The organism is Micromonospora sp. NPDC047707, assembly GCF_040704235.1.
GTDB lineage: Bacteria > Actinomycetota > Actinomycetes > Mycobacteriales > Micromonosporaceae > Micromonospora.
In genome coordinates this window covers 151,821-173,714 of the sequence record NZ_JBEYSU010000009.1, presented here as the reverse complement: position 1 = coordinate 173,714, position 21,894 = coordinate 151,821, and the positions used below count along the sequence as shown (strand labels likewise).

General features: G+C 69.6%; 24 protein-coding genes and 1 tRNA gene. 9 read left to right on the top strand and 16 right to left on the bottom strand.

Annotation, left to right across the window (positions count from 1 at the left end):
* Nucleotides 1-174: 174 nt before the first annotated feature.
* From AB0873_RS13280 to AB0873_RS13265, 4 genes are all read right to left on the bottom strand, one after another.
* Nucleotides 175-1,068 (bottom strand): RNA polymerase sigma-70 factor, encoded by an 894-nt coding sequence (locus AB0873_RS13280; RefSeq protein ID WP_366599917.1) that lies wholly within the window; start codon nt 1,066-1,068, stop codon nt 175-177.
* Nucleotides 1,069-1,141: 73 nt separating this feature from the next.
* Nucleotides 1,142-1,525, bottom strand: a complete 384-nt coding sequence (locus tag AB0873_RS13275; protein WP_366599916.1) for a DoxX family protein — start codon at nt 1,523-1,525, stop codon at nt 1,142-1,144.
* A gap of 135 nt (nt 1,526-1,660) precedes the next feature.
* Nucleotides 1,661-2,845, bottom strand: coding sequence for an FAD-dependent oxidoreductase (locus AB0873_RS13270; protein ID WP_366599915.1), 1,185 nt, complete (start codon nt 2,843-2,845; stop codon nt 1,661-1,663).
* Between the two features lie 169 nt (nt 2,846-3,014).
* The gene (locus AB0873_RS13265) at nt 3,015-3,458 is read right to left on the bottom strand and encodes a helix-turn-helix domain-containing protein (RefSeq protein WP_366599914.1); all 444 of its coding nucleotides are present in this window, start codon (nt 3,456-3,458) and stop codon (nt 3,015-3,017) included.
* Between the two features lie 140 nt (nt 3,459-3,598).
* On the opposite strand from AB0873_RS13265, the gene AB0873_RS13260 reads away from it, so the two are divergent.
* The gene (locus AB0873_RS13260) at nt 3,599-4,465 is read left to right on the top strand and encodes an aldo/keto reductase family oxidoreductase (protein WP_366599913.1); all 867 of its coding nucleotides are present in this window, start codon (nt 3,599-3,601) and stop codon (nt 4,463-4,465) included.
* Nucleotides 4,466-4,487: 22 nt separating this feature from the next.
* Here AB0873_RS13260 and AB0873_RS13255 read toward each other — a convergent pair whose 3' ends face one another.
* The gene (locus AB0873_RS13255) at nt 4,488-5,564 is read right to left on the bottom strand and encodes a bifunctional NAD(P)H-dependent oxidoreductase/GNAT family N-acetyltransferase (RefSeq protein ID WP_366599912.1); all 1,077 of its coding nucleotides are present in this window, start codon (nt 5,562-5,564) and stop codon (nt 4,488-4,490) included.
* A gap of 31 nt (nt 5,565-5,595) precedes the next feature.
* Here AB0873_RS13255 and AB0873_RS13250 point away from each other — a divergent pair, with 31 nt between their 5' ends.
* Both AB0873_RS13250 and AB0873_RS13245 read left to right on the top strand, forming a co-directional pair.
* Nucleotides 5,596-6,093 (top strand): MarR family winged helix-turn-helix transcriptional regulator, encoded by a 498-nt coding sequence (locus AB0873_RS13250; RefSeq protein WP_366599910.1) that lies wholly within the window; start codon nt 5,596-5,598, stop codon nt 6,091-6,093.
* 172 nt (nt 6,094-6,265) lie between these two features.
* Nucleotides 6,266-6,871 (top strand): AAA family ATPase, encoded by a 606-nt coding sequence (locus AB0873_RS13245; protein WP_366599908.1) that lies wholly within the window; start codon nt 6,266-6,268, stop codon nt 6,869-6,871.
* Here AB0873_RS13245 and AB0873_RS13240 read toward each other — a convergent pair.
* From AB0873_RS13240 to AB0873_RS13230, 3 genes are all read right to left on the bottom strand, one after another.
* Entirely contained in the window at nt 6,800-7,033 is a 234-nt protein-coding gene (locus AB0873_RS13240) for a hypothetical protein (RefSeq protein WP_366599907.1), read from the bottom strand. The two genes, AB0873_RS13245 and AB0873_RS13240, sit on opposite strands and share 72 nt — an antisense overlap.
* Nucleotides 7,030-7,395: a transcriptional regulator gene (locus AB0873_RS13235; protein WP_366599906.1), complete on the bottom strand. Its 366-nt coding sequence runs from the start codon at nt 7,393-7,395 to the stop codon at nt 7,030-7,032. The genes AB0873_RS13240 and AB0873_RS13235 overlap by 4 nt, the downstream gene beginning before the upstream one ends.
* Nucleotides 7,396-7,462: 67 nt before the next feature.
* Nucleotides 7,463-7,999 (bottom strand): hypothetical protein, encoded by a 537-nt coding sequence (locus AB0873_RS13230; protein ID WP_366599905.1) that lies wholly within the window; start codon nt 7,997-7,999, stop codon nt 7,463-7,465.
* A 269-nt stretch (nt 8,000-8,268) separates the two neighbouring features.
* On the opposite strand from AB0873_RS13230, the gene AB0873_RS13225 reads away from it, so the two are divergent.
* The 4 genes from AB0873_RS13225 to AB0873_RS13210 all read left to right on the top strand — a co-directional run bounded on the left by AB0873_RS13225 (nt 8,269) and on the right by AB0873_RS13210 (nt 11,341).
* Entirely contained in the window at nt 8,269-9,384 is a 1,116-nt protein-coding gene (locus AB0873_RS13225) for a MerR family transcriptional regulator (RefSeq protein WP_366599904.1), read from the top strand.
* Between the two features lie 245 nt (nt 9,385-9,629).
* Nucleotides 9,630-10,775 carry a phosphotransferase gene (locus AB0873_RS13220; RefSeq protein ID WP_366600005.1) on the top strand — a complete coding sequence of 382 codons (1,146 nt, stop codon included), beginning with the start codon at nt 9,630-9,632 and terminating at the stop codon, nt 10,773-10,775.
* A 21-nt stretch (nt 10,776-10,796) separates the two neighbouring features.
* Nucleotides 10,797-11,255 (top strand): hypothetical protein, encoded by a 459-nt coding sequence (locus tag AB0873_RS13215; protein WP_366599903.1) that lies wholly within the window; start codon nt 10,797-10,799, stop codon nt 11,253-11,255.
* A complete protein-coding gene (locus AB0873_RS13210; RefSeq protein ID WP_366600004.1) occupies nt 11,255-11,341 on the top strand; it encodes a hypothetical protein in 87 nt (28 codons plus the stop codon). Before AB0873_RS13215 ends, AB0873_RS13210 begins: the two co-directional genes overlap by 1 nt.
* A gap of 168 nt (nt 11,342-11,509) precedes the next feature.
* Here the strand turns inward: AB0873_RS13210 and AB0873_RS13205 are convergent, their stop codons facing one another.
* From AB0873_RS13205 to AB0873_RS13185, 5 genes are all read right to left on the bottom strand, one after another.
* On the bottom strand, nt 11,510-13,588 hold the full coding sequence (locus tag AB0873_RS13205; protein ID WP_366599902.1) for a helicase-associated domain-containing protein: 2,079 nt from the start codon (nt 13,586-13,588) through the stop codon (nt 11,510-11,512).
* 393 nt (nt 13,589-13,981) lie between these two features.
* Complete coding sequence (locus AB0873_RS13200) at nt 13,982-15,142, bottom strand: Clp protease N-terminal domain-containing protein (RefSeq protein WP_366599901.1); 1,161 nt, start codon at nt 15,140-15,142, stop codon at nt 13,982-13,984.
* Nucleotides 15,139-15,498 carry a hypothetical protein gene (locus AB0873_RS13195; protein ID WP_366599900.1) on the bottom strand — a complete coding sequence of 120 codons (360 nt, stop codon included), beginning with the start codon at nt 15,496-15,498 and terminating at the stop codon, nt 15,139-15,141. Before AB0873_RS13195 ends, AB0873_RS13200 begins: the two co-directional genes overlap by 4 nt.
* A gap of 845 nt (nt 15,499-16,343) precedes the next feature.
* Entirely contained in the window at nt 16,344-16,658 is a 315-nt protein-coding gene (locus AB0873_RS13190) for a helix-turn-helix transcriptional regulator (RefSeq protein WP_366599899.1), read from the bottom strand.
* Nucleotides 16,658-16,918 (bottom strand): type II toxin-antitoxin system RelE/ParE family toxin, encoded by a 261-nt coding sequence (locus AB0873_RS13185; protein ID WP_366600002.1) that lies wholly within the window; start codon nt 16,916-16,918, stop codon nt 16,658-16,660. Before AB0873_RS13185 ends, AB0873_RS13190 begins: the two co-directional genes overlap by 1 nt.
* A 229-nt stretch (nt 16,919-17,147) precedes the next feature.
* On the opposite strand from AB0873_RS13185, the gene AB0873_RS13180 reads away from it, so the two are divergent.
* On the top strand, nt 17,148-17,546 hold the full coding sequence (locus tag AB0873_RS13180) for a sigma factor (protein WP_366599898.1): 399 nt from the start codon (nt 17,148-17,150) through the stop codon (nt 17,544-17,546).
* On the top strand, nt 17,543-17,869 hold the full coding sequence (locus AB0873_RS13175; protein WP_366599897.1) for a sigma factor-like helix-turn-helix DNA-binding protein: 327 nt from the start codon (nt 17,543-17,545) through the stop codon (nt 17,867-17,869). The genes AB0873_RS13180 and AB0873_RS13175 overlap by 4 nt, the downstream gene beginning before the upstream one ends.
* 236 nt (nt 17,870-18,105) lie before the next feature.
* Here AB0873_RS13175 and AB0873_RS13170 read toward each other — a convergent pair.
* The 3 genes from AB0873_RS13170 to AB0873_RS13160 all read right to left on the bottom strand — a co-directional run bounded on the left by AB0873_RS13170 (nt 18,106) and on the right by AB0873_RS13160 (nt 21,666).
* Nucleotides 18,106-18,179, bottom strand: a tRNA-Ile gene (locus AB0873_RS13170).
* Between the two features lie 141 nt (nt 18,180-18,320).
* Nucleotides 18,321-19,562, bottom strand: a complete 1,242-nt coding sequence (locus AB0873_RS13165) for an FAD-dependent oxidoreductase (protein ID WP_366599895.1) — start codon at nt 19,560-19,562, stop codon at nt 18,321-18,323.
* Complete coding sequence (locus tag AB0873_RS13160) at nt 19,552-21,666, bottom strand: MMPL family transporter (RefSeq protein WP_366599893.1); 2,115 nt, start codon at nt 21,664-21,666, stop codon at nt 19,552-19,554. The genes AB0873_RS13165 and AB0873_RS13160 overlap by 11 nt, the downstream gene beginning before the upstream one ends.
* Nucleotides 21,667-21,894: the final 228 nt, after the last annotated feature.

Here is a 21,894-nt window from a genome sequence, read left to right as displayed (position 1 = left end):
GTTGCCACCATCGCGGCGGCCGGCACCGCGCGACCGCCGTGTCGTGCGCCACTGCCCGTCGAACGCGGCAGACCGCCGGCTTCGACAGCCGGGTCTGCCACACGTGTCCCTCGCCGAAACAGCTCGGCTCGGCGATGCACCTTGATTCGCGGGTGGCTGTTCCGGCACCCGTTCTCATCGCAGGGTGAGCGGGGTCACGGATTCGACGCGGGTCAGCTTCTCCGGGTTACGGACGTAGTAGACGCCGGTGATACGGGCGTCCTCGACACGGATCGCCATGACCCCGTCGAGTTCTCCGTCCAAGCGTACGAGGAGCGCCGGGTTGCCGTTGACCACGGTCGGTTCACCGGTGAGCGTGCCTTCGACCTTGCCCAGACCACCGAAGAACATACGGGCCACCTTCTCAGCGCCGACGATCGGTCGCAGCGCGGCCTGCTTGACGCCGCCGCCGTCGCCCACCAGAACGACGTCCGGGGCGAGCACGTCGAGCAGGCCCTGCAGGTCCCTGGTTTCGACCGCGCGCCGGAACGCTTCCAGAGCCGCCCGGGTCTCGCTCGGGGAGACCACCTGGCGGGGGCGGCGAGCATCGACGTGCTGGCGGGCGCGGTGCGCGATCTGATGGACGGCCGCGGAGCTCTTGCCGACGGCGGCCGCGATCTCGTCGTAGCTGACATCGAAGGCCTCGCGCAGCACGAAGACGGCCCGCTCGGTCGGCGACAGAGTCTCCAGGACGATCATGAGTCCCATCGACACGCTCTCGGCGAGTTCTACGTCCTCGGCCACGTCCGGCGCGGTGAGCAGCGGATCTGGCAGCCAGGGGCCGACGTAGGCCTCCTTGCGGCGCTTCATTGTGCGCAGCCGGTTGAGCGACTGCCGGGTGGTGATCCGGACCAGGTAGGCCCGCTGGTCGCGCACGTGCTCCGCGTCGGTCCTGATCCACCGTAACCAGGTTTCCTGCAGGACGTCTTCGGCGTCGGCCGCCGACCCGAGCATCTCGTACGCGACGGTGAAGAGCAGGTTGCGGTGGGCGACGAAGGTGTCGGTCGCCGGGTCACTGGCGTGGCTCATGTGTCGACCCTTCTTCTTCGCGGGTGGCCCTGGTTGCCGGAGGCCTTCAACCGGCATCAGCGGCACATCGTCGTCAGCCGGCGAAAGGCTCGAGGCCGAAGCGGCCCCACGCGATGAAGGCTGCGAGCGCAACGTAGCCCAGGTTCACCATTACCAACGTGAACTGACCAAGGCGGCCATGGATGATCATCGCGCCGACCATGAGCAGCACCCAGCAGACGGCAGTCACCGGCACCATGAACGGTGCGATGTCGAGCACGGCCGGCAGGATCAGGCCAACCGCGGCCAGGAGCTCGAGGACCCCGATGGTCTTGATGAAGCCGACGCTGGCGTATCCGGTCCACTCTCCGCCCTTGAGCGCAGCCAGTCTCTCCTTGGGTACGAACGTCTTGGTGATGCCGCCGGTCAGGGAGACTGCTGCCAGCAGTCCGGCGGCAATCCACAGGGCGAGGTTCATACCGTCCCTCCTTGCCTTGGGTAGGTGACTCCGGTGTCCTGGGACCATCCGGCACGGGCGGAGCCCCGATGGGACACCCTCGGTGGTTGGTGGCGGTTCGAGCTGGGATCGCCGATGCGCGGCCCAGCCGTCCGTTCAGCGGGTGGCCGGCGCCTCGCCACGCCTGGCCCGCAGCAACTCCTGGCGCTTGTCGTCCTTGACCCAGGTGAGCGAGCCGGGCTTGCGTGCCTCGTCCGCCAGATGCTTGACGGTGTGCTTGCAGACGAACTCCTTGAGCTTCGCGCCCGGGCCGCCACCGACGTACAGCCCGTTCGCGGTGTCGTCCCTCGCGGCGAACTGGAAGATTCCGGCGCGACGCCCCAGGCTGATGCACTGGCCGAAGAACCCCAGGTTGATGGGCGCCGGCTGCTCGCCCGCGATCCGGGCCAGCACCGTGTCGGCGGCGTGCGCGCCGATCCTCGTCGCGGCCTGGCAGCTCATCCGGAACGGCAGGTCCGACGGTGCCGCCGAGTCCCCGGCCGCGACGACGCGCACGTCGTCCACGCTCGTCAACGTCTCATCGGTGAGCAGGCGGCCCAGCGCATCGGTGCTCAGCCCGCTGCGGCCGGCCAGGTCCGGCACGCCGAAACCGGCGGTCCAGACGGTCACCGTGCTCGGCAATTCGCGGCCGTCACCGAGCTGCACGGCATCGCGTGTCACGGCCGTCACCTTCGCGCCGGGGCCGTCGACCACGGCCACACCGAGCCGGGCCAGCCGCTTGGCGACCGAGCGTCGCCCCCGCGGATGCAGGTAAGGGCCGAGCACCCCGCCGCAGACCAGGGTCACGGTACGGCCAGCCTCCGCCAGTTCGGCGGCGGTCTCGATGCCCGTCGGACCGGCTCCGACCACCGTCACCGAGGCCGTTCCCGATAGAGCGGCGACGACCGGCCGCAGCCGCTGCGCCTCCTCCAGGCTGGCAATCGGGTAGGCGAACTCGGCCGCTCCGGGCACGCCCGGGTCGGCGCTGCCACTGCCCACCGCATAGATCAGGTAGTCGTAGCCGACCGTGCCGCCGGCCGCCAACGTCACGCTGCGCTCGGCCGCGTCGATCCGGGTCACCGTGTCGACCACCAGCCGGACGCCCTCGCCCAGGACTTCCTGGTAGTCGACGACCGCGTCGTCGGACCCGCCCACCAGTTGGTGCAGGCGGATCCGCTCGACGAAGGTCGGGCGCGGGTTGACCAGGGTCACTGTGACGCCATCGCGCTGCGTGAGGCGATTGGCCGCCATGACACCGGCGTACCCGCCGCCGGCCACGACCACCTCGACGTTCCCAGTCATAGTGGCTCCTCCGTCTCCAGGGGTTCGGCCTCAAGACACCGCGTGACCGATCGTCCTGACACCGTGTGAGGCAGGCCACTCCACAGGCGCGGGCTCGACCCGCGCGTCGACACACCCCATGGCCGCTCGATGCGGGCAGAGGGCTGGGGTGACGTCGTGTCCGCCGGGCTCAGGCAGCGTGGTCGTCGTACGTCGCGCGGTTGGCGAGCACGTCGTCCATGTGCATTTCGGCCCAGGCTTTCAAGCCGCGCATCATCTGGTGCAGGGAGAGACCGAGGTCGGTCAGCTCGTAGGTGACCGTGACGGGCACGGTCGGCACCACAGTTCGGGTGATCAGACCATCGCGTTCCAGGGAGCGCAGCGTCTGAGTCAGCATCTTCTGGCTGACGCCGGCCAGCAGACGCGACAGCTCCGAGTACCGCATCGACCGGGGTTCACCGGCGCAGTCGGCGCCGAACTGATGTGAGCCGTCGCTGCCCAGCGCAGCAAGCACCAACGTAACCCACTTGTCCGCGATTCGATCGAGCAGCTCGCGACTAGGACATTGCGCCAAGAAAGCGTCATACTCCACCTTGGCCTGCGCCCTCTTCTGCGCCGCTGTCGTCGTTGCCATACGGACCTCTTCGCCAGGCTGGGTGCGTTACGAACCTTGAGGTGCCTACTTCCGAAAAGGAAGTTACACCCTGACAGTTAGACGCGCACCCGCGATGCACCAGAACCGTTCAACGCGACACGAAAGCCAGAGGTATCAGCATGGCCTTCACTTCCCTTCCCGGTGGCACCTGGACGCTGGGGGACCTGACCGTCACCCGGTTCGGCTACGGCGCCATGCAGCTCGCCGGCCCCGGGGTCATGGGACCTCCGGCCGACCACGACGGCGCACTCGCCGTCCTCCGCGAGGCCGTCGAACTCGGCATCACCCACATCGACACCGCCGACGCCTACGGGCCCCACGTCACCAACCAGCTGATCCGGGAAGCGCTGCACCCGTACCCCGACTCGCTGCGCATCGTGACCAAGGTCGGCGCGAACCGCGACCAGCAGGGCGGCTGGCCCCCGGCCCGCGACCCGGAAAGCCTGCGCCGGTCCGTGCACAGGAATCTGGAGAACCTCGGTTCCGACGTGCTCGACTTGGTCAACCTCCGGCTCGGCAATGCCGAGGGACCCCAGTCCGGCTCGGTAGCCGAGGCGCTCGAGACGCTCGTCGAACTTCAGCAGCAGGGCCTGATCCGGCACCTCGGGGTGAGCAACGCGACGCCGGAACAGGTCGCCGAGGCGCAGACGATCGCGCCGATCGTCTGCGTGCAGAACATGTACAACCTCGCGTACCGACAAGACGACGAACTGATCGACGCGCTCGCCAACCAGGGCATCGCCTACGTGCCCTTCTTCCCGCTCGGCGGCTTCAGCCCGCTGCAGTCCTCGGCGCTCTCGACCGTGGCCGCCCGGCTGGACGCGACACCGATGTCTGTCGCCCTGGCCTGGCTGCTACAGCGCTCGGCGAACATCCTGCTGATTCCCGGCACCTCGTCCGTGCCGCACCTACGCGAGAACATCGCGGGCGCGGGGCTTTCCCTCTCCGACGACGACCTCGCCGAGCTGGACAAGATCGGCCGCTAGCCGGGTTCATGGACCGGAAGCGTCAACGCTGCCCAACGGGTAGGCCCTTGGTGAGGCAGGCGGTTCCGTCAGGGCCGACGAGTGGCATCGACTGATAGCCCTCGCTGTGATAGAGGTCGATGTTCCGCTGGCTCTTGGCGCCGGTGTACAGCAGGATGCGGCGGCAATCCGGTTGGGCGGCGGCTTCGGCCCTGCGCAGCAGCCATCGGCCCAGCCCTTGGCCGCGCAGGTCGGGCACGACGGCGAGCCTGCCCACGTGCCAGTCGGTGTCGACGCGACGGGCCCGCACCATGCCCAGCAGCCGGCCGTCCAGCCAGGTGCCTGTGGTGCGCCAGGCCGCCAGCCAGTCACGCACCTCCTGCAGCGACTCGTGCAGGGCCGGTATGGCCGTGGTGTCGTTGACGACGGCCTCGTCCACCCAGCAACACCGCTGCAGCACAGTGACCTCGGCCGCGTCGTCAGGGGTCAGCGGTCTCGCGTAGGACCCTGGCAACGGTCCGGACAGGGCCCCGGCCCGTGCGCGCTCGCGCATCGGCCGCAGGGCGTGGGCGACCCGGACCAGTTCGTCCAGCAGGCCGACACCCGCCGTGTCGCGGGCCGCGTCGGGCCGCAGCCGCCCATTCTCCGTGGCGTCGCCGATGCGGATCGCGACCGTGGCGCCCAACGGAACCAGGCGCAGCGTGGTCACCACCTGCTTGGCGTGCTGAACCGACCGAGTGCCGGCCGACGTGTTGCCGTAGCTGACGAAGCCGATCGGCTTCCACGCCCATTCGCGGCTGAGGTAGTCCAGCGCGTTCTTCAGGGTCGCTGGCATCCCGTAGTTGTACTCCGGCGTGACCACGATGAACCCGTCCGCCGCGTCGACGATCGCGCTCCACCGACGTGTGTGCTCATGCCGGTAGACACCCGACGACGGGTGTTCCTCTTCGTTCAGGAACGGCAGGTTCAGATCGCCGAGGGCCACCGGCACAAGCTCGACGCCGAGTCGGGCGGCAGAAGGGGTGATCGTCTCGATCAGCCACTGTCCCACTGCGGGGCCGAGGGCACCGGGGCGGGTGCTGCACGTGAGCACCAGGACACGCGTCGATTTCGTTGACATGGAAACGAAGCCTAGATGCTAGGTTGATTACATGTCAACGAGACGGCCTGCCAGCAGCGTGCGGTGGTTGAACCCCGACGAGGAGCGGGCGTGGCGGGCATTCCTGCGCGTGATGGTCGCCGTTCGGACCGGCACGGCGCGCGACCTGGCCGCGATCGGCCTCTCCGAACCCGACTACGAAGTACTCAGCACGCTGTCGGAGCGGCCCGACCACACCAGCACCCTGGGGGAACAGGCCGACAAGATGGGCTGGTCACGCAGTCGGCTGTCCCGGCACGCCACCCGGATGGAAGCGCGCGGTCTCCTGCGGCGCGAACCCGACCCGACCGACGGCAGAGGCTGCCTTCTCGTACTCACCGCGCACGGCCTGGACACACTCGACAACGCCGCACCGGCCCACGTCGAGTCAGTACGACACCACTTCATCGACCGGCTCACCCCGGAAGACCTCATCGCCGTCGAACAGATCGCCCGGAGGCTGCAGGAAACCCCCGACCGGCGACGATCGACCACCCGACGGGCCGGATGACCGCCACCTCGCACTTCGACGTGGCGCTGCCGCTGCGATAGCCTGCCGGTGGCGCCGCGCCGATCGAGTCCAACTCTCGGTGCACCTGGTGCCGCATCCGCTTCGCCGCTTGGCGTCGGATCGATCAGCGGTCCTGCAGTTGCTTCCCGCATGTCCGGTTATCGGAGAGCCCATGCCCGCCTACATCCTCACCGGCGCCCCAGGGTCCGGCAAGACAGCGATCCTGCGCCAGCTGGAGATCGACGGCCACGCCGTGGTCGAGGAGGCGGCGACGGACGTCATCGCCCTGCGGCAGGCACTCGGCCAGCCAGAGCCGTGGCGAGAGCCCGACTTCGCCGACCGCGTGTTGAATCTCCAGCGGAAGAGACAGCTCGCGGCCAAGGCGGACGCCGGTGACGTCGTGTTCTTCGACCGGTCACCGGTCTGCACCTTGGCACTGTGCCGCTACCTCGATCTGAAGGCACCGCGTCACCTGCTCGAAGAGATCGAGCGCCTGGTGGGTGAGCGTTGGTATGAGCAGACAGTCTTCTTCGTACGACATCAGGGTTTCGTCCAGGCCACCGCCGCTCGTCGGATCAGCTTCCACGACTCGCTCGCCTTCGAGAGAGTCCATGAACTCGCCTACCGCGAGGTCGGATTCGACCTCGTCGACGTTCCGGCAGCTCCGCTACCGGTCCGCGTGGCAGCGATTCAAGAGGCGGTCGCGTCAGGCGATGAACCGCACCTCCGGGAAGGCCGGGTTCGGGCCTTCGAGCAGGCGCCGCCGCCGGTGGCGTAGGTTCAGGTCGAAGAACGCGAGCGGGTACGCCTGCTGGATCCGCACCGCCCGTGCCGGGTCGAGGGTGCCGACCCAGCCGGCGAGGTCCTCGTCGCTCATCCCGACGATGCCGGTTGCGAGCGTGGCTGCAAGCAGGTGTCGGCGGGTCAGTGCGGTGGTCATCGGTCCTTCGGGGTGGCGGTGGTTTCGACCCGTGCGATGAGCAGCTTCAGTCGCCCGATCTCGTCGGCGAGGGCGGTGCGGCCGGCGGCGGTGAGGGTGATCCAGGTTCGGCCGCGCCGTCCGGTGTAGCCCTTCTCGACCTCGATCAGGCCGGCCGTCTCCAGCACGCTGAGGTGCTGGGAGAGGTTGCCGGCGGTTAGCTCCAGTTGGGTGCGCAGGTAGCCGAACTCGACCCGGCGTGCCTCGTGCGCGATGGTGAGGATGCCCAGCCGTACCCGCTGGTGCACCACGTCGTCGAGGCCGGTGGCGGGATGCGGGGTCCCGGCCTCGTCCGTCTCGGGGGTGTCGGCAGGGCCGGTCACCGGGGCCGCCGCAGCCGTGACGCCAGCGCGAAGCCGGCGCTGCCCAGCAGCAGCAGGCCGCCGTTGATCACCAGCTGCGGTGCGAAGGCCCAGTGTTGCCCCCAGCCGACCCCCACCCGAAGTCGATCGGCACCAGCACCGCCGCCAGGTATCCGAGAGCGAACAACAGCAGCGCGACGCGCCGCTCCAGCCAGGCCAGTGCCAGCAGGGCCAACCCGATTGCGCCGGTGGGATCGAGCAGCCGGAGCAGCAACTGGACAGCGGCGGAGGGCTCGTCCGGGAACGTCAGCGGGTCGAGGTGGATCAGAACCGCCGTAGCGGCGGCGGACAGCGCGACGAGCGCGACGCCGGTGAGCACATACGGCAGCACCCGGGTGCCCAGTCCCCGGGCCCGGGCGACCCGCAGGTACCCGCCGGCGATCACCACGTACGCCAGCAACAGCGCCGCCCACCAGTAGAACTGCGCGGCCTGGTACCAGCCCTTGCACACCACCTGACCGTTCTGCGCCGCCCGGCAGTCGCTGAGGACCGGCTGGCTGAACCGGTACACCAGGATCGCCCCGAACGTCACCACGGCCAGCACCAGCAGCGGCAACCACGTCACCCGCTGGGCAAGACGAACCCGGCGCGCGAGGTCGCGCGCATCGGCCAGCAGCCGGCGGGGATCACCGCCGGCAGGAAACCGCGTCTGAAGTCATGCCAATAGGTTTCCACAACAAACTCATTGGCGCTACTACCACTTTGCGGCGGCGCGGTCCGGCTCATCCCTGGTCGCCCGCCGCAGCGCCGCCCGACTGATCCGATCCGCGAATCGGTCATGCCAGCAGCGAAGCGCTTGCTCCTCACGCGGCGTCATGCCACATAGTCGGTGGCGTGGAGGAGCACCTGACCGTGGGGCGTGTGGCGGGGTTGGCCGGCGTCAGCGTCCGCACACTGCATCACTATGACGAGATCGGCCTCCTGGAGCCGTCCACGCGGACGGCGGCTGGGCACCGGGCCTACTCCGCGGACGACGTGGAGCGACTCCGGGAGGTGCTCGCCTACCGGCGGCTCGGCTTCGGGTTGCGGGAGATCGCGGATCTGGTTGACGACCCGACCACCGACGCGGTCGCCCACCTGTGCCGACTGCGCGGCCTGCTGATGGACCAGCGCGACCGCGCTGCTGCCATGGTGACGGCCATAGACAGGGAACTGGAGGCACGCGCAGTGGGAATCAGGACGACACCGGAGGAGCAGCTGAAGGTGTTCGGCGCGCAGTTGTACGACGCCATCGGATCCGCTTACCCAGCGACCCGGCGAACCGAGCCACGGATCGCCGCGCGCATCTGGGACGCCCTGGGAGACGCACGTACGGTGCTGAACGTCGGGGCTGGCACCGGCTCCTACGAACCACCCGACCGCGACGTCACGGCGGTTGAACCGTCAGCGGTCATGCGGGCGCAGCGTCCCGTAGGTGCGGCGCCGTGCGTCGCCGCCGCCGCGGAGAGTCTGCCGTTCGAGGACCAGTCCTTCGACGCCGCGATGGCGGTCAGCACCGTCCATCACTGGCCGGACCCGGTCGCCGGGCTGCGTGAAATGCGGCGGGTGGCCCGCCGCGTGGTGGTGTTCACGTACGACGCCGATGACACCGGCTGGCGTCAGCGGTTCTGGCTCACCCGCGACTACTTACCTGAGTTCGCAGACCTCCTCGTCGGCTGGCCGTCCCTCGCCGACCTGACCCGCGCAATCGGAGGACGCGCGGAGCCGATGCTCGTCCCATGGGACTGCGCTGACGGCTTCTTCGAGGCACACTGGCGCCGGCCTGAGGCGTACCTGGACGAACAGGTACGCCGCGCGGTTTCGGTATGGACCAGAGTCGGACCGCAGGCTGAGCAACGGGCAGTCAGCACACTCCGCGGAGACCTTTCCTCAGGCCGGTGGGCCGAGCGCAACCGCGACCTCGTCGCCCTCGACACGGCAGAGCTTGGTCTCCGCCTGCTCGTAGCCTGAACCAGTGGTCGGTGTCGCGCAGGAGGCCGCCGGGCAGCGGACGCGATCAGCCCGCCGTCGCACGCGACAACCCGCGGTGACGCCGATGATCGATCCGCGACAATGGCCGACGTGGAAGAGGTCAAGGTCGTCGTCGCCCATGACGAGCGGGCGACCCTGCGCGTCGGCGACGTGTTCCTGAAGATCGACGCTGATCACACGCGTCGTCGGCGGCCTCGGCCGCGGCGGGTGCGGCCGCGCGGACGCTGCACGACGCGCCCCTGCCGCCATGGCCCGGTCGGCGCCTCGACGAGATCGCGTCGCGCCTCGACGGCGAATGCGAGTGGCTCGTCACGAACGGTGTCCTTCCCACCGACCTGGTCACCCGCAACCGCCAGGTTGCCGAGGCTGCGCTCCGGCCGTGGAAACTGGTGTTCATCCACGGCGACCTGCAGATCACCCACGTGTTCGTCGACGGTGACGAGATCACCGGCGTGATCGACTGGTCCGAGGCGGCCCAGGGCGATGCCCTGTACGCGTGCGGCGAGCACCTTCATGGCCAACAGGTGTTCCGCAGACGCCGCCGCGACCCGCAGGCCCGGATGATCGAAGACGCGAGGAGCTGTAGCGTCGCCGCCGGGAGCGACGTAGGCACTCGCCGGCTCGTTGAGCCACCACTGCGGCAGGCCGAGCTCGTCGGCGACTGCTCGGGCCTCGTCGAGCACGACCCCGTGCGGCTGGAACACGGCATCGATGTCACGAGTCGCCCGCCGTGCGTCGTAGGCCAGGGCCCTCGCAGCCCCACGGAGGACGTACAGATCCGCGACCACACGCCGCAGCGACCGCGTCTCGACCCACGACGGCGCACCGCGCCCGTCCTTGGCCGCCAGATGCTCCGTCAATGCTGCGAGGAATACGTGTCCCAGTGCTCTTCCCCGGTCGGGCGATGGTTCCTGGTCGAGCAGAACAGCGCGCATCTCGGGCGGTTCCCAGCGGTACTCCTCCAGGAACTCCGCCACCAACCGCCACCAACCGCCACCAACCGCCACCGTCGCGTCTCGTCGGCTCCGACGAGCAGGGCACCCAGGCAGGCCACCGTCAGTGGCTCATACCTGGCAGCACGCTTCCTCACACCCCTGACGCTGGTACACCGGGAGGTGGATTCGCGGCCAGCCACAGCCCGCAAGGAACACCCGGCAAGCCGTCACGGGTCGCGGCGGGCTGGTCCGCATGGAAGATCAACAAGGTGGGCCAGAGGCATCACGGTGCGAACCAGGTACGCCTCATCGTCGGCGACCCACATCGGGTGTGTTCGCCGAGGTCAAAGCGCAAGGATCGGTAGTGATGACGGCAGATCAGCAGACTGGAGGGAAGACTGTCCGCGGGCGTCGCTGCCGACCGGCGGAGCGTAGCAGCCGGGTAGACTGCCGTTCATGCAGCCCGCCTCGAAGCTGGAGCGCGGGGTGGTGAGCGCTGCCGAGCAGGCGTTGAGGCGCCAGCGTTACGTGAGCCCACTCGACGTGCTGACCGGGATGGGCTGGGTGCCACTCGGGCTGGTGACGGACTGGCGGCAGGGCCGGGCGCCGTACCTGGAAGCGGCCGCGGCGGTGTCGGCCGACCGGCTCGCCGACGCGCTGGAGGTGTTCCGCCGCTGGGTGGCCAGCCGTGGCCTGCGCCCCAGCCAGGTCAATTACCTCGCCGCCACCCGCGACCGGCGGCCGCTGCGCTTCACCGCTGCCGGCGATCCCACATTGGACGCCGGGACGGCGTGCCTCACCTGCGTTGACCTCGATCACCTGGTGTTCCTGCCAGCCGGGGACGCGGCGCTGACCCGTCGTGCCAAACAGGCCAGCCGGCTCGGCACGAGGACACCGCGTACGACGAGCTGCTGATGGCCGGTGTGCCACGGGAGCAGGCCCGGGAGCGGGTCTGGGACGACATCGACCGGGTTCTCGAACGGTGGCGGCGCCCGGCCTAAGCGCCGGACCCGTCCCGTCCCGAGCCTCGCTGGTCGGCTCACAGTTCTGCGTCACACTCGAGAAACAGCAGGTCAGACACCGTGGTGAACCGAAGGCGGCAGCCTAGCTGCAGCTAGGACCGGGCCGGAAAACGGCTCAGACTGCTTCGAGGTCGTCCGGTGGCAGGGTCAGCGGTTGTCGAGCAGAGTCCGTGCGACGTCGGCCGGGTCCCTCAGGCGTGGCAGCGGGAACATGTCACCGCTGTCCGGCTCGGTGGGCGGTGGATCGGCGCTGCGTCGTTGCGGGATCTCGATCGCTGGGCTGCCGTCGAGGCGGAGGGCGGCCGGGGCGTGGCCGGCGGCGCGCAGTGTGGCCAGGGTTTCGGCCTGCGACTTTGCGCTGGCGAGCACGGTCGGGGCGAGCCGGACCAGGTGCAGGGCCTGCAGCGAGCGGGTGTTGAGGATCTCGGTGAGCAGGGTTTCGTCGTCGCTGCGCAGGCAGCAGCCGGCTGGGCGGACCTGAACGCGGCCGTATCGGCGGGCTACGTCGTTGATCAGGTAGGTGAGTGTCTGCGGCACGCGGCCGCCTTCGGCCACCTCGGTGATCCGGGCCAGCAGATCCGCCGGGGTGGTTCCGGCGTCGAGTGCGCTGCGGATGCTGGCCGGCGAGAAACGCCAGGTCCAGGCGCCACTGCGGGACTCTGGCGTGGCCGCGCTGTCCAGCAGAGCCAGCAGGTTGGCCGACGGGGTGCCGGTCACCACCGCGGTGAGGTCGTTCTGCAACAGGACCGTGCCGCAGGATCGGGGCAGCATGGCCTGAGCGTGCCGGTGAGTAGCCTCGGCGTCACCGGCGAGCAGGCTACGGCAGAGCCTGGTCGCTGTTCCGTGAGCGAGCAGACCGAGCCGGTGGGCTTCCCGCCAGATGCCGGTGACGTATCGTTGCAGATCCTCATCGGCCTGGTCGGTCAGGACAGGGCTCTGCCAGGCCAGCCGGTCGGCGAGCGTGCCGGGGTCGGTGGCGTGCCCTTCGGGTAGGACGTCGACGACGGTGCGCAACGTCAGGGCGCGCAGACCCGTCAAAATCATCTCCTCGCCCTCGTCCCAGTAGAGGACACGGGAGGAGACTGCGGTGGAGTCGGCCGGGGCGAGCGGGCACGCGGGCATCGTCAACCAGGTGTCGACGATTGCCAGCAGCTGATCCGCGGGTTCGGCGGCGGCGAACTCGTCATAGGCCACCGAGGGGGCCAGACCGGCGTCCGAGGCGTCGGTGAGGCCGCCCGCAGCGAGCAGTTCGATGGTCAGACGAATACGATCCTCATCCTGGCCGGACGACTTGGCGATCCGCCGGAGTTCGCGTACGCCGAGCCCGCCCGTTTTGAGCAGGGGCACCGGGCCGCCGCTCATGCTTCCGCCGACCGCGGTGATTGCGGCGAGGGTCTCCGAGGCGGCGGCTGCGGCCTCCCGTTCGGCGTCCTTTGGCTCGACCGGGGTGGTAGGCACGGCCGGTGGCCGCGGGTCGAACGCAGCGACGTAGCCCTCCCGCAGCGCGAGGGCGACCTCGCGGGGCATCTCCTCGACCCCCCATGCGGAGCCGATGACCAGCCCACGCTCGGCGGCCCACGGCAGCGCCACCCCGGCCGAGCCGAACATGATCCCTCGCGCATCGAAGGGCTGCGCCGGCCGCAAGGCGAGCGCGGCGAGCCGGCCGCGAAGGTCGGCGGGGGCCTGCGCCACGAGCCGGCGCACGTTCTCCGGCCGCGCCAGCCAGCCGACCAGCGCACCGATCAACTCGTCCTTGCCGCGGCCCGTCACGGGGATGCCGTACACCTTGGCCAGCCTGCGCAGCTCGCTCATGTTCCGGGCGACGAGCAGCTCGGCGGCGCCGGGTCCAAGGTTCAGCGGGTGCGGCCACAACGGGCTCAGATGTGCCGCCGCGAAGCCATCGGCGTACGGCCAGATCAGGGCGAGCTCGGTGAGCCGGCGCAGCGCGGCGGCCAGGTCCGCGTCGCTTTCCGGTACGCCCAACAGCGTCGCCAGCCGCGCGGTGGTGCACCCGTCGCCCAGCGCCGCGGCGGCCTCCCCCACCTGCAGCTGCGGCAGAGTAAGCAACGCACAGGCAGCCGCCATCGACGACGGGTGCAGCAGCCGTACGGCGAGCTGGTCGGCGGTCGTCGGCGCAGGCTCGAGGGTCGCATCACGACGATTCGCGACCACACTGGTGAGCTGCTCCTGGGTCAGGGTGCGAAGGTAAGCGGCGAGGGACTGCACCGTGCCAACCTACGACGCCCCGCTCTGGCGGAAGGCGACAGGTACGCCATGCACGGAAACCGTGCCACACGATGTGGATCAACAGATCCGGCTTGTGGTAAGCGCCGCTGCCCCTTGACCCCCGTTTGGGTGTCCGTTTCGGTGGACCGGATGCGGCAGAACCCGAACCGCATTCCCGCAGCTAAGGGGCCGACCGTGACGCTAACGGCCGTACGCCGACGCATGCCCTGACCGACTCACCGCTGCTCGCCGCAGCAGAGCCGCCAGCCTGATCCGATCCGGAACGTCATTCAACGCGAGGCGGGACAGATCTTCGCGCAGTCCTTCCGGGACTTACCGCAGGAACGGCGCCTGTCCGCGACTCGCCGAAACAGGCACCGTTCCCGTCGATCATCACTGCGTGATGCTCTGACTCGCCCTATAGCGGATTTCCTCGCTGTCGAGCCCCAGGTTCGCAAGAAGCCGCGCAGCTGCGCTGTCTTCTGTGAGCGCTGCGGCGAGGAGATGGGTTGTCCCAGCATCGTGGCGCCCGTGTTGCCGTCCAATGCTGGTTGCCTGGTCCATGGCGCTAGCCGCCGCAGTACTCCAGGACGGGTCTCCGGGCTTGCCGGTGTCCCAGAAACGGGCTGAGGATTCGTTGGTGGGTAGCGTCTCCATCTCGACCTCGGCAAGCGACTCGGCCACCGACTGTGCCTTCGCGAAATCGAGACCGGCTTCGATGAGCAGTCCGCCGCCCTGGTTGTGCGGCAGGTACTGTGCCCGCAGCCGCTCGCCAACAGCCTCCAGTTGTACGTCCAGGCTGACGGTCGCGAGCAGCACGCAGCTGCTTTGGACGATATCGTGCCCAGTAACGACAGCCTGGCGCATAACCTCGCGTTCCAAGCAAGCCAGGACCGGCCCGCCCCACTTGTCCTGTCGCCCTGTGAAGCGGTCCATCAGCGCTGGGATCCACCGAATTGGCCAGGGGCCGCGGCTCTGAGCAGCCCCGAAGGCCCGCAGCGGATCGACCAGTGGGGCGAACGGCGCGGGCTCGGCGGTAAGGTCAACGGCCTCGACATGCCGTCGGACAACGGCTATGTCCAGATCAACACGGTCGGCCAGTGCGGCGACCGTCGGGTCCGCTGAGGTGAGCAACCCGAGCAGCAGGTGGGGTATGCCAAGCCGTGTCACCCCAGCCGCCCGAGCTGCCCCGGCGGCCCGGGCAAGCGCCGCATCAACCGCGCCGGACCACACCGGCACACCATCCTGCGCAGCGGCCGGGTTCGCTCGACGTACCCACCAGCGGGCTTCTCGCAACGCCCCGGCATAACCGCCTTGGGTGGGCCCTGCGTCGTCAGCCGTGTCCGGAACCCCCCGCTGCGGCATCGTCGCGCGGACATCGGCGATCCGCCGACCAAGCACACGACCGGCCCGGTCGTCGTTGCGTGCCGCCGCGATCAGCAAGTGGCCCGGATCCACCACATGATGGCCGTCGGCAAGCGCGTAGTAGTAGGCGGCTCGCAGCACGTCGGCGACCTCGTCACCGACCGGCGGATCAGCGTCCCCCGTCGTCATGTGTACCTACCCTTCGGCATACAACGCCACTTTGATATCGCGCCGAATATGAAACCGGCAATGAATGCGGCGATCTTACCGGCGTAGCCGCTGACACGCATGTTGCTAATGAGCCTATGGAATGACCACCCGCACTCCAGTCCCCGCTTTACCCGTTCGTTGGAGGTCAATATCTTTGCCTTGCCAACCGTCCACCAGAACGCTCGCGACAGGTACGGTTTAGGCTTGTCAACCAGGTATTTGAACGTCTCCTGGGGCCAAGACGGGCTGTCTTCGTCTCCGCTGTAGTGGTGAGTCCGGTGCTCAGCGGTGCCGCTGGCGTTGTCACTCCAGGAACGGATCCGCTCGCCTGTCACGTCGAGGGTGTAGTCGGTGGCCGTTCCGTTCCGTTCTGGGTGATCGTATTTACCAGGTCCGTGGCGTGGTAGATTACAGTGACGCTCAATCGAGCCGATCGATGGCTGCCCGTCGATCGAGGTAACATCGCCATCCTTCGGTGCCGTCGCGCAGGGCAGACGCCTACAGGAGCGACCAGGACAACCGCCATCCGGTCGACGGCGGCGAACGTCCGGCCCGGCGAGACAAGACCTTCGCCCACCTCGGGCAGCCCCGGCTCCTGGCTGCCCGCCATCGGTCTCGTCAGATTGAGGAAGCGCGGCGCTGGTGTCGGCTAAACGCGACGCGGAACGGCCCCGTCCGGCGGGCCGAACCGCACCCATGCGGTCCGTCCATGCGGTTCGCGCACCGCCACCTACGCGATGAGCCCTGCGGTGACCCGAACCGCTAAAGAGCAGGTCAGCAGCGAGATCACGTCATGGAGTGGGGCGGAGGTACCACCATGCGAACCGGGCCGCCACGATCGCCGGTGACCCGCTACCACTGAATTTGCCCAGCTCATGGGCGTTGGGCGTGGCCAACGACTCCCGGCCCGGCCGCCGAACCGCCGGTGCGGTTCGCCGACGTTGACGACCGAGAGACCGAGTCGTTCAAGCCCCTTCCCGAATTCGCGACCATGCCGCCGCCCGAACAGCGGTACCCGGTCGTAACCGATGACGCCCGTTGCTGAATCGAGTCGGTCGCCACCGCCTCAACCGCGTCGGCCCACGCGGGTTTCCGGCCGCCGCTCACGTTGGTTGGCGACCCGTTGCCCCTACGGTTCCTGGAACGTCGTCGCAGGCAGCCACTTGCTGCTGCCCGCAGCTCAGGCGATCTGGCGAAGGTCGTTGCCGTAGTCAAAGATGATCCGCATACGGGCACCGAGGGCGCTTGCGTACCGGCTGAGCGTAGCCACCTCGTTGGCGTCTAGATCACCGTTCTCGATTTGGCTGACCCGGCCGGGGGTGACCCCCATCAGTTCGGCCACCTGGCGCTGCGTGAGCCCAAGCCGCTTGCGCTCCTCGGCAAGGTGGAACGCACTGATCCACGCCTCGGTTCGGGCACGTTCCGCATCAAGCGCATCGTCGTCCCCGTCATGCAACTCGGCGCGGACGTCGTTCCAGTCGTGGAAGTCGCTCATCAACCCTCCCTCCTTTTCCGTTCCACAGCGAGCCAGCCTTCGTACGCAACCTCAGCGACCGGAATCGCTCCGTCGTACCACCGCGTCCAGTCGCCAGCCTTGTTGCCGGCCACCAACAGCACCGCCTGTGACCAGGGATCGAAGACGAACAGGATGCGGATCGCGACGTCGCGCCCTGACCTCGGACGCAGTTCCTTGAGGTTGTTGGGGCACGGGTTGAGTATAGCTCGGCCTAAACCCTCTCGCCAGAAGAACGTGATGGCGCGAAAGGAGGTGAAGGTTACTAATTAGTAGGTATGCTCACGGGCTCAACGGCTCCGGCCTTCTCGGTCTACGCCAACGAGACGTTCAGCGAACATGGCGAGCTCTTCGGCTCATGCGCCGCTCGTTGACCGGTCCAACCAGCAATCGCCGCCTCGGAGAACCCATGGCTGTCCGGCGTCGTTCCGCACGCTGCGGCCGACATTCCAGGACCGCCAGCTTCGGGACATGTTCGCGATCCTCCGCAACACCGAACCTGGTCTGGCCGAGCACGATGCCCTCCGCGACCGGCTCATCGTGGAGCATCTCGACCTCGCCCGCGCCTTGGCCCGCCGGCACCGGCACCACCGGGTACCCAGTGATGACGCCGCGCAGGTCGCGTGCGAGGCGCTCATCCGCGCCGTTGACCACTGCGACCCCAGATACGGCGACTTCATCCCGTACCTCTGCAAATGGGTTGCCGGATCGATCCGCGCATACGCCCGTTCCTTGTCCCTCTCCGGAACAGTCCACACATCTCTCGGCCGAACAGCGGTCGCCACCGCACGTGACGCGTTGACCCAGGAACTGATCCGCGATCCCACGCGGAACTGGCCGCGCGCCTCGCCGTACCGGCAGGCACCGTGACGACGAGCGTCCAGACCTGGCGGGCATCCACGCCTGTCTCGATCGACATCCCGCACCAACGAGACGCCCAGCCGATGACAGCAATCCTGCCTACGCGATCGCAGAGCGAATCGTCCGAACTCGAAACCGCCAACCTCGTCCGCGAACTGCTCGGCCCGCTTCGTCCCGAGCAGCGTCGGTTGATCGAGCTCCGATACCTGCACGAGGCTGACATCCACGAAATTGCCCAGCGTGTCGGGTCCCCGCCGGAAGAGATCGAAATCCGCCTCGCCGAAGCCCTCGAACATCTCCGTCACCAAGCGCACCACGTCTACGACGCTTGACCGCTGCCACTTCCCGGCATGCCCCGTCAACCCGCCCGGACCCCCCACCGGCCGCGTCTCCGCCGGCTGTCCAGATGAATGTGGTGGAGCCGTATTCGTATGACGGCACTGCGGAGATCCCCGCCGAACTGCCCCGCACGCAGAGTCAGGTCCCGGCCAGGCATCGCGGCCAGAATACCGGCAGTAGCCTGCGGTTTCGCGGCTCTTGGACCCCTCCGTTTGGGTGTCCGTTTCGGTGGGGCGGGCGGGACTCGAACCCGCGACCGAGGGATTATGAGTCCCCTGCTCTAACCGGCTGAGCTACCGCCCCGGCACCGCGCCGGATCGTAACCCGCCCGGTTGATCAGCGGCCAGCACGAACCGGCTCCCCTCGCTCACGGCGCCTGGCGCAGCAGCACGATGGGCAACGCGAGGATAACAGCGTGCAGTCAGGCCACCGCGCGAGGAGGTGTCAGGCCGGTGGGCGCAGGTACGCCAGGACCGCGCCGGCCGTTCGCCAGCCGCTGGCGAGCGCCCCCTGGATGGACGGGCTGTCCCGATGGTCGCCCGCGACGAACAGCCCCTCTCCCAGGGCCACCGGCTTGCGCAGGCGGCCCTGGGGCGGCGGCGCGGCGGGCAGCGCGTCGGGGACCGACACGGTGGTGAGGTGGGTCCAGTCCGCCGTGGAGTGCCCGTAGAGGCGGGTCAGCTCCTCCCGGATCACCGGTTCGGGTGGGGCGGACGGCCCGACCACCGAGGTGGCGACCAGGTGCCGCCCCTTCGGGGCGTACGTCGGCACGGCCTTGCTGACGACGACCGTGTTGGCGACCAGTTCCCGCCGGTCGCCGTCGACGAGCAGAATCGGCTCGTCCAGGGGCGGCGTGTCGGTCGCGTGGTAGTAGGTCGTGTAGCTGTGCATGCGTACCCGGGCAAGCATCGGCAGCAGCGTCGCCGCCGCCGGCGGGTCGACCGCGACCACGACGACGCGGGCCGCGACGTCGCCGGCCTGGGTGCGGACCCGGCCGGGCGCCACCTCGGCGACCGGGGTGTCCAGGTCGATCAGGTCGGTGGGCAGCGGCGCGGCGACGGCCCGGGGCAACGCCGCCATCCCCTCGGCCGGCAGGCCGATGCGGCCACGGGCGAAGGAGCGCAGCACCATCGCGAACACGTGGCTGGACGTCTCCAGCTGGCGGTCGATGAACACGCCGGACAGGAACGGCCGCAGCAGCTCCTCGACGATCGCGTCGGAGAGGCCGGCGCGGCGCAGCGCCACCTCGGTGGTGGTCTCCGGTGCCTCCAGCAGCCGCCGGGCGGGCAGGGTGGCGCAGCCGGCGGCGAGCGCGGCGAACCGCAACCGGTCCGGCAGCGAGCCGACGCCGGCCAGGGCGGTGCCGGGCGCGCCGGCCGGCTTCCGCAGCGGGTTGACCAGCCGCGTCAGGGTGCCGCCCCGGCGGACCAGAACGCCGGAGGTGAAGTACCCGAGGTGGAGCCGGTCGACGTCCAGCAGCGTGCCGAGCCGGGGGTAGGCGGTGTTGAGCACCTGGAAGCCGCGGTCGAGCAGGAAGCCGTCGACCGCGTCGGTGGCGACGCGCCCGCCGAGGCGGCCGCTCGCCTCCAGCAGGCGCCAGGGCACGCCGGCCCGGTGCAGCCGCCGGGCCGCCGCCAGGCCGGCCAGGCCGCCGCCGACGATCACCACGTCGGTCTCAGCCAGCACGCTGCACCTCCCGCTCACCGTTGGACCGCGACAACCGGCCCGGCCACCAGATCGTCGGACCGATGTCGTACGACAGGGCGGGCACCAGCAGGGAGCGCACCACGATGGTGTCGATCAGCACTCCGACGGCGACCGCCACGCCCAGCTCGACGAGCACGACCAGCGGGAGTACGGCGAGCGCGCTGAACGTGGCGGCGAGCACGATGCCGGCGGACGTGATGACACCGCCGGTGACGGCGAGGCCGGCGAGCACGCCGGCGCGGGTGCCACGCCGGACGGACTCCTCCCGGACCCGGCTCATCAGGAAGATGTTGTAGTCGATCCCGAGGGCCACCAGGAAGACGAAGGCGAAGAGCGGGAACGAGGCGTCCACGCCGGGAAAGTCCAGGACGTACGTGAAGATCAGCGCGCAGAGCCCGAGGGTGGCCGCGAAGCTGAGCAGCACCGTCGCGATCAGCAGGACGGGGGCGAGGATCGCCCGCAGCAGCAGCGCCAGGATGATCGCGATGACGAGCAGGACGACCGGGATGATGACGTTCTGGTCACGCCGTGAGGCGTCGGCGGTGTCCACGTTGATCGCGGTGAAGCCGCCGACCACGGAGTCGGAGTCCGGTACGGCGTGCACGGCGACGCGCAGGTCCCGGATGGTCCGCTCGGCGCCGTCGGAGTCCGGCGGGTCGGCGAGCGTCGCCTCCAACTGGACGATGCCGTCGACGACCTTCGGCGGCGCGTTCGGGGCCGGCGGCCCGGTCGGGTTGTCGGTCACCGGGCGTACCGCCGCGACGCCGGGCACGCCCCGCGCCACCTCGGCGACCTGCCGCGCGGTCTCCTGCGTCGTGAAGACGGTGGCGGGGCTGCCGGTGCCGGCCGGGTAGTGCCGGGCGATCGCCTCCTGCCCGGCGACCGATTCGGTCCGCTCGGTGAAGAGGTCGCTCTGGCCGAGGGTGGTCACGCCGAGCTGCGTGAGGCCCACCGCCGACGCGGCCAGCACGACGCTCGTGAGGAGCCAGACCACGCGGGCCCGCCGCGCGACGAACCGGGCGACGCGGCTCCAGATGCCGTGCTCGGCGCGGGAGTCGGCGCGGTCGACGAGGGGCCGGCGCGGCCAGAACGCCCACCGCCCGCCGAGCAGCAGCAGTGCCGGCAGGAAGGTGAGCATCACCAGCAGCGTGGCGGCGATGCCGATGGCCGAGACCGGCCCGAGTGCGCGGTTGGAGTTCAAACTGGACAGCAGCAGGCAGAGCAGGCTGACGATGACGGTGCCGGCGGAGGCCACGATGGCGGGGGCCGCGCCCCGCCAGGCCGCCGTCATCGCGTGCCAGGGGCGCTCGTGCCGGTGCAACTCCTCCCGGTAGCGGGCGACCAGCAGCAGCGCGTAGTCGGTGCCGGCGCCGAAGACGAGCACGGTGAGGATGCCCTGGGCCTGCCCGTTGAGGGTGATCGCGCCGGCGTCGGCGAGCAGGTAGACGAAGACCGAGGCCAGCGCGAAGGACATGCCGGCGGCGAGCAGCGGGAAGATCCACAGCACCGGGCTGCGGTAGACCACCAGCAGGATGACCAGCACCACGCAGAGGGTGACCAGCAACAGCGTCCCGTCGATCGCGGAGAACACCTCGATCAGGTCGGCGAGCAGGCCGGCGGGCCCGGCCACGTCGACGGTGAGCCCGTCCCGGTCGGCGCCGGCGACGGCGCGCAGGTCCTCGACGACCGTCCCGATCTCCTCGCCCCGGTCGTCGTCGATCGGGACGACCACCTGCACCGCCTGCCCGTCCTCGCTGGGGATCGGGGGCGGCAGCGGGCCGACCACGCCGGGGACCTCGGCGAATCGGGCGGCGTCGGCGGCGATCCGCTGCCGGTCCGCGTCGGTGATGCCGGTGGTGCGCTCGTAGACGACGAGCGCGGGCAGTGTGGGCTCGTCGACGAACCGCTCGGACAGTTGCTGGGCGCGGGTCGCCTCGGCGTCGGCGGGGAGGAAGGACGCGTTGTCGTTGGTGGCGACCTCACCGAGCCGCCCGGAGTACGGCCCGGCCACACCCCCGACCACCAGCCAGGCGAGGACGACCAGCAGTGCGATCAGCGTGACCCGCCCGCCTCGTCCGGACATCCGCACCACCCGTGATTTCGACGCACTGATCGACGCAAGCGGAAGTCTAAGCCGACCCTACCCATCCTGCCCGCCGAACCGGTCGTGGGTAGCCGAAACCGCCCACGCCCGCTGCGTCGATCTCGCACTTCCGGTGCACCGGGTTGCGCCGTTCGTCGGCCGGACTGCAAGATCAGCGAGAGCGCCCGGGGGGCCGGAACGACGAAACGCCCGCCGGTCGGTCGGCGG

What these genes read in the sequence shown, in the direction of transcription:
- AB0873_RS13280 (WP_366599917.1), bottom strand. Translation starts at nt 1,068, where the DNA reads ATGAGCCACGCCAGTGACCCGGCGACCGACACCTTCGTCGCCCACCGC.
- AB0873_RS13275 (WP_366599916.1), bottom strand. Translation starts at nt 1,525, where the DNA reads ATGAACCTCGCCCTGTGGATTGCCGCCGGACTGCTGGCAGCAGTCTCC.
- AB0873_RS13270 (WP_366599915.1), bottom strand. Translation starts at nt 2,845, where the DNA reads ATGACTGGGAACGTCGAGGTGGTCGTGGCCGGCGGCGGGTACGCCGGT.
- AB0873_RS13265 (WP_366599914.1), bottom strand. Translation starts at nt 3,458, where the DNA reads ATGGCAACGACGACAGCGGCGCAGAAGAGGGCGCAGGCCAAGGTGGAG.
- AB0873_RS13260 (WP_366599913.1), top strand. Translation starts at nt 3,599, where the DNA reads ATGGCCTTCACTTCCCTTCCCGGTGGCACCTGGACGCTGGGGGACCTG.
- AB0873_RS13255 (WP_366599912.1), bottom strand. Translation starts at nt 5,564, where the DNA reads ATGTCAACGAAATCGACGCGTGTCCTGGTGCTCACGTGCAGCACCCGC.
- AB0873_RS13250 (WP_366599910.1), top strand. Translation starts at nt 5,596, where the DNA reads ATGTCAACGAGACGGCCTGCCAGCAGCGTGCGGTGGTTGAACCCCGAC.
- AB0873_RS13245 (WP_366599908.1), top strand. Translation starts at nt 6,266, where the DNA reads ATGCCCGCCTACATCCTCACCGGCGCCCCAGGGTCCGGCAAGACAGCG.
- AB0873_RS13240 (WP_366599907.1), bottom strand. Translation starts at nt 7,033, where the DNA reads ATGACCACCGCACTGACCCGCCGACACCTGCTTGCAGCCACGCTCGCA.
- AB0873_RS13215 (WP_366599903.1), top strand. Translation starts at nt 10,797, where the DNA reads ATGCAGCCCGCCTCGAAGCTGGAGCGCGGGGTGGTGAGCGCTGCCGAG.
- AB0873_RS13210 (WP_366600004.1), top strand. Translation starts at nt 11,255, where the DNA reads ATGGCCGGTGTGCCACGGGAGCAGGCCCGGGAGCGGGTCTGGGACGAC.
- AB0873_RS13200 (WP_366599901.1), bottom strand. Translation starts at nt 15,142, where the DNA reads ATGACGACGGGGGACGCTGATCCGCCGGTCGGTGACGAGGTCGCCGAC.
- AB0873_RS13190 (WP_366599899.1), bottom strand. Translation starts at nt 16,658, where the DNA reads ATGAGCGACTTCCACGACTGGAACGACGTCCGCGCCGAGTTGCATGAC.
- AB0873_RS13180 (WP_366599898.1), top strand. Translation starts at nt 17,148, where the DNA reads ATGTTCGCGATCCTCCGCAACACCGAACCTGGTCTGGCCGAGCACGAT.
- AB0873_RS13160 (WP_366599893.1), bottom strand. Translation starts at nt 21,666, where the DNA reads ATGTCCGGACGAGGCGGGCGGGTCACGCTGATCGCACTGCTGGTCGTC.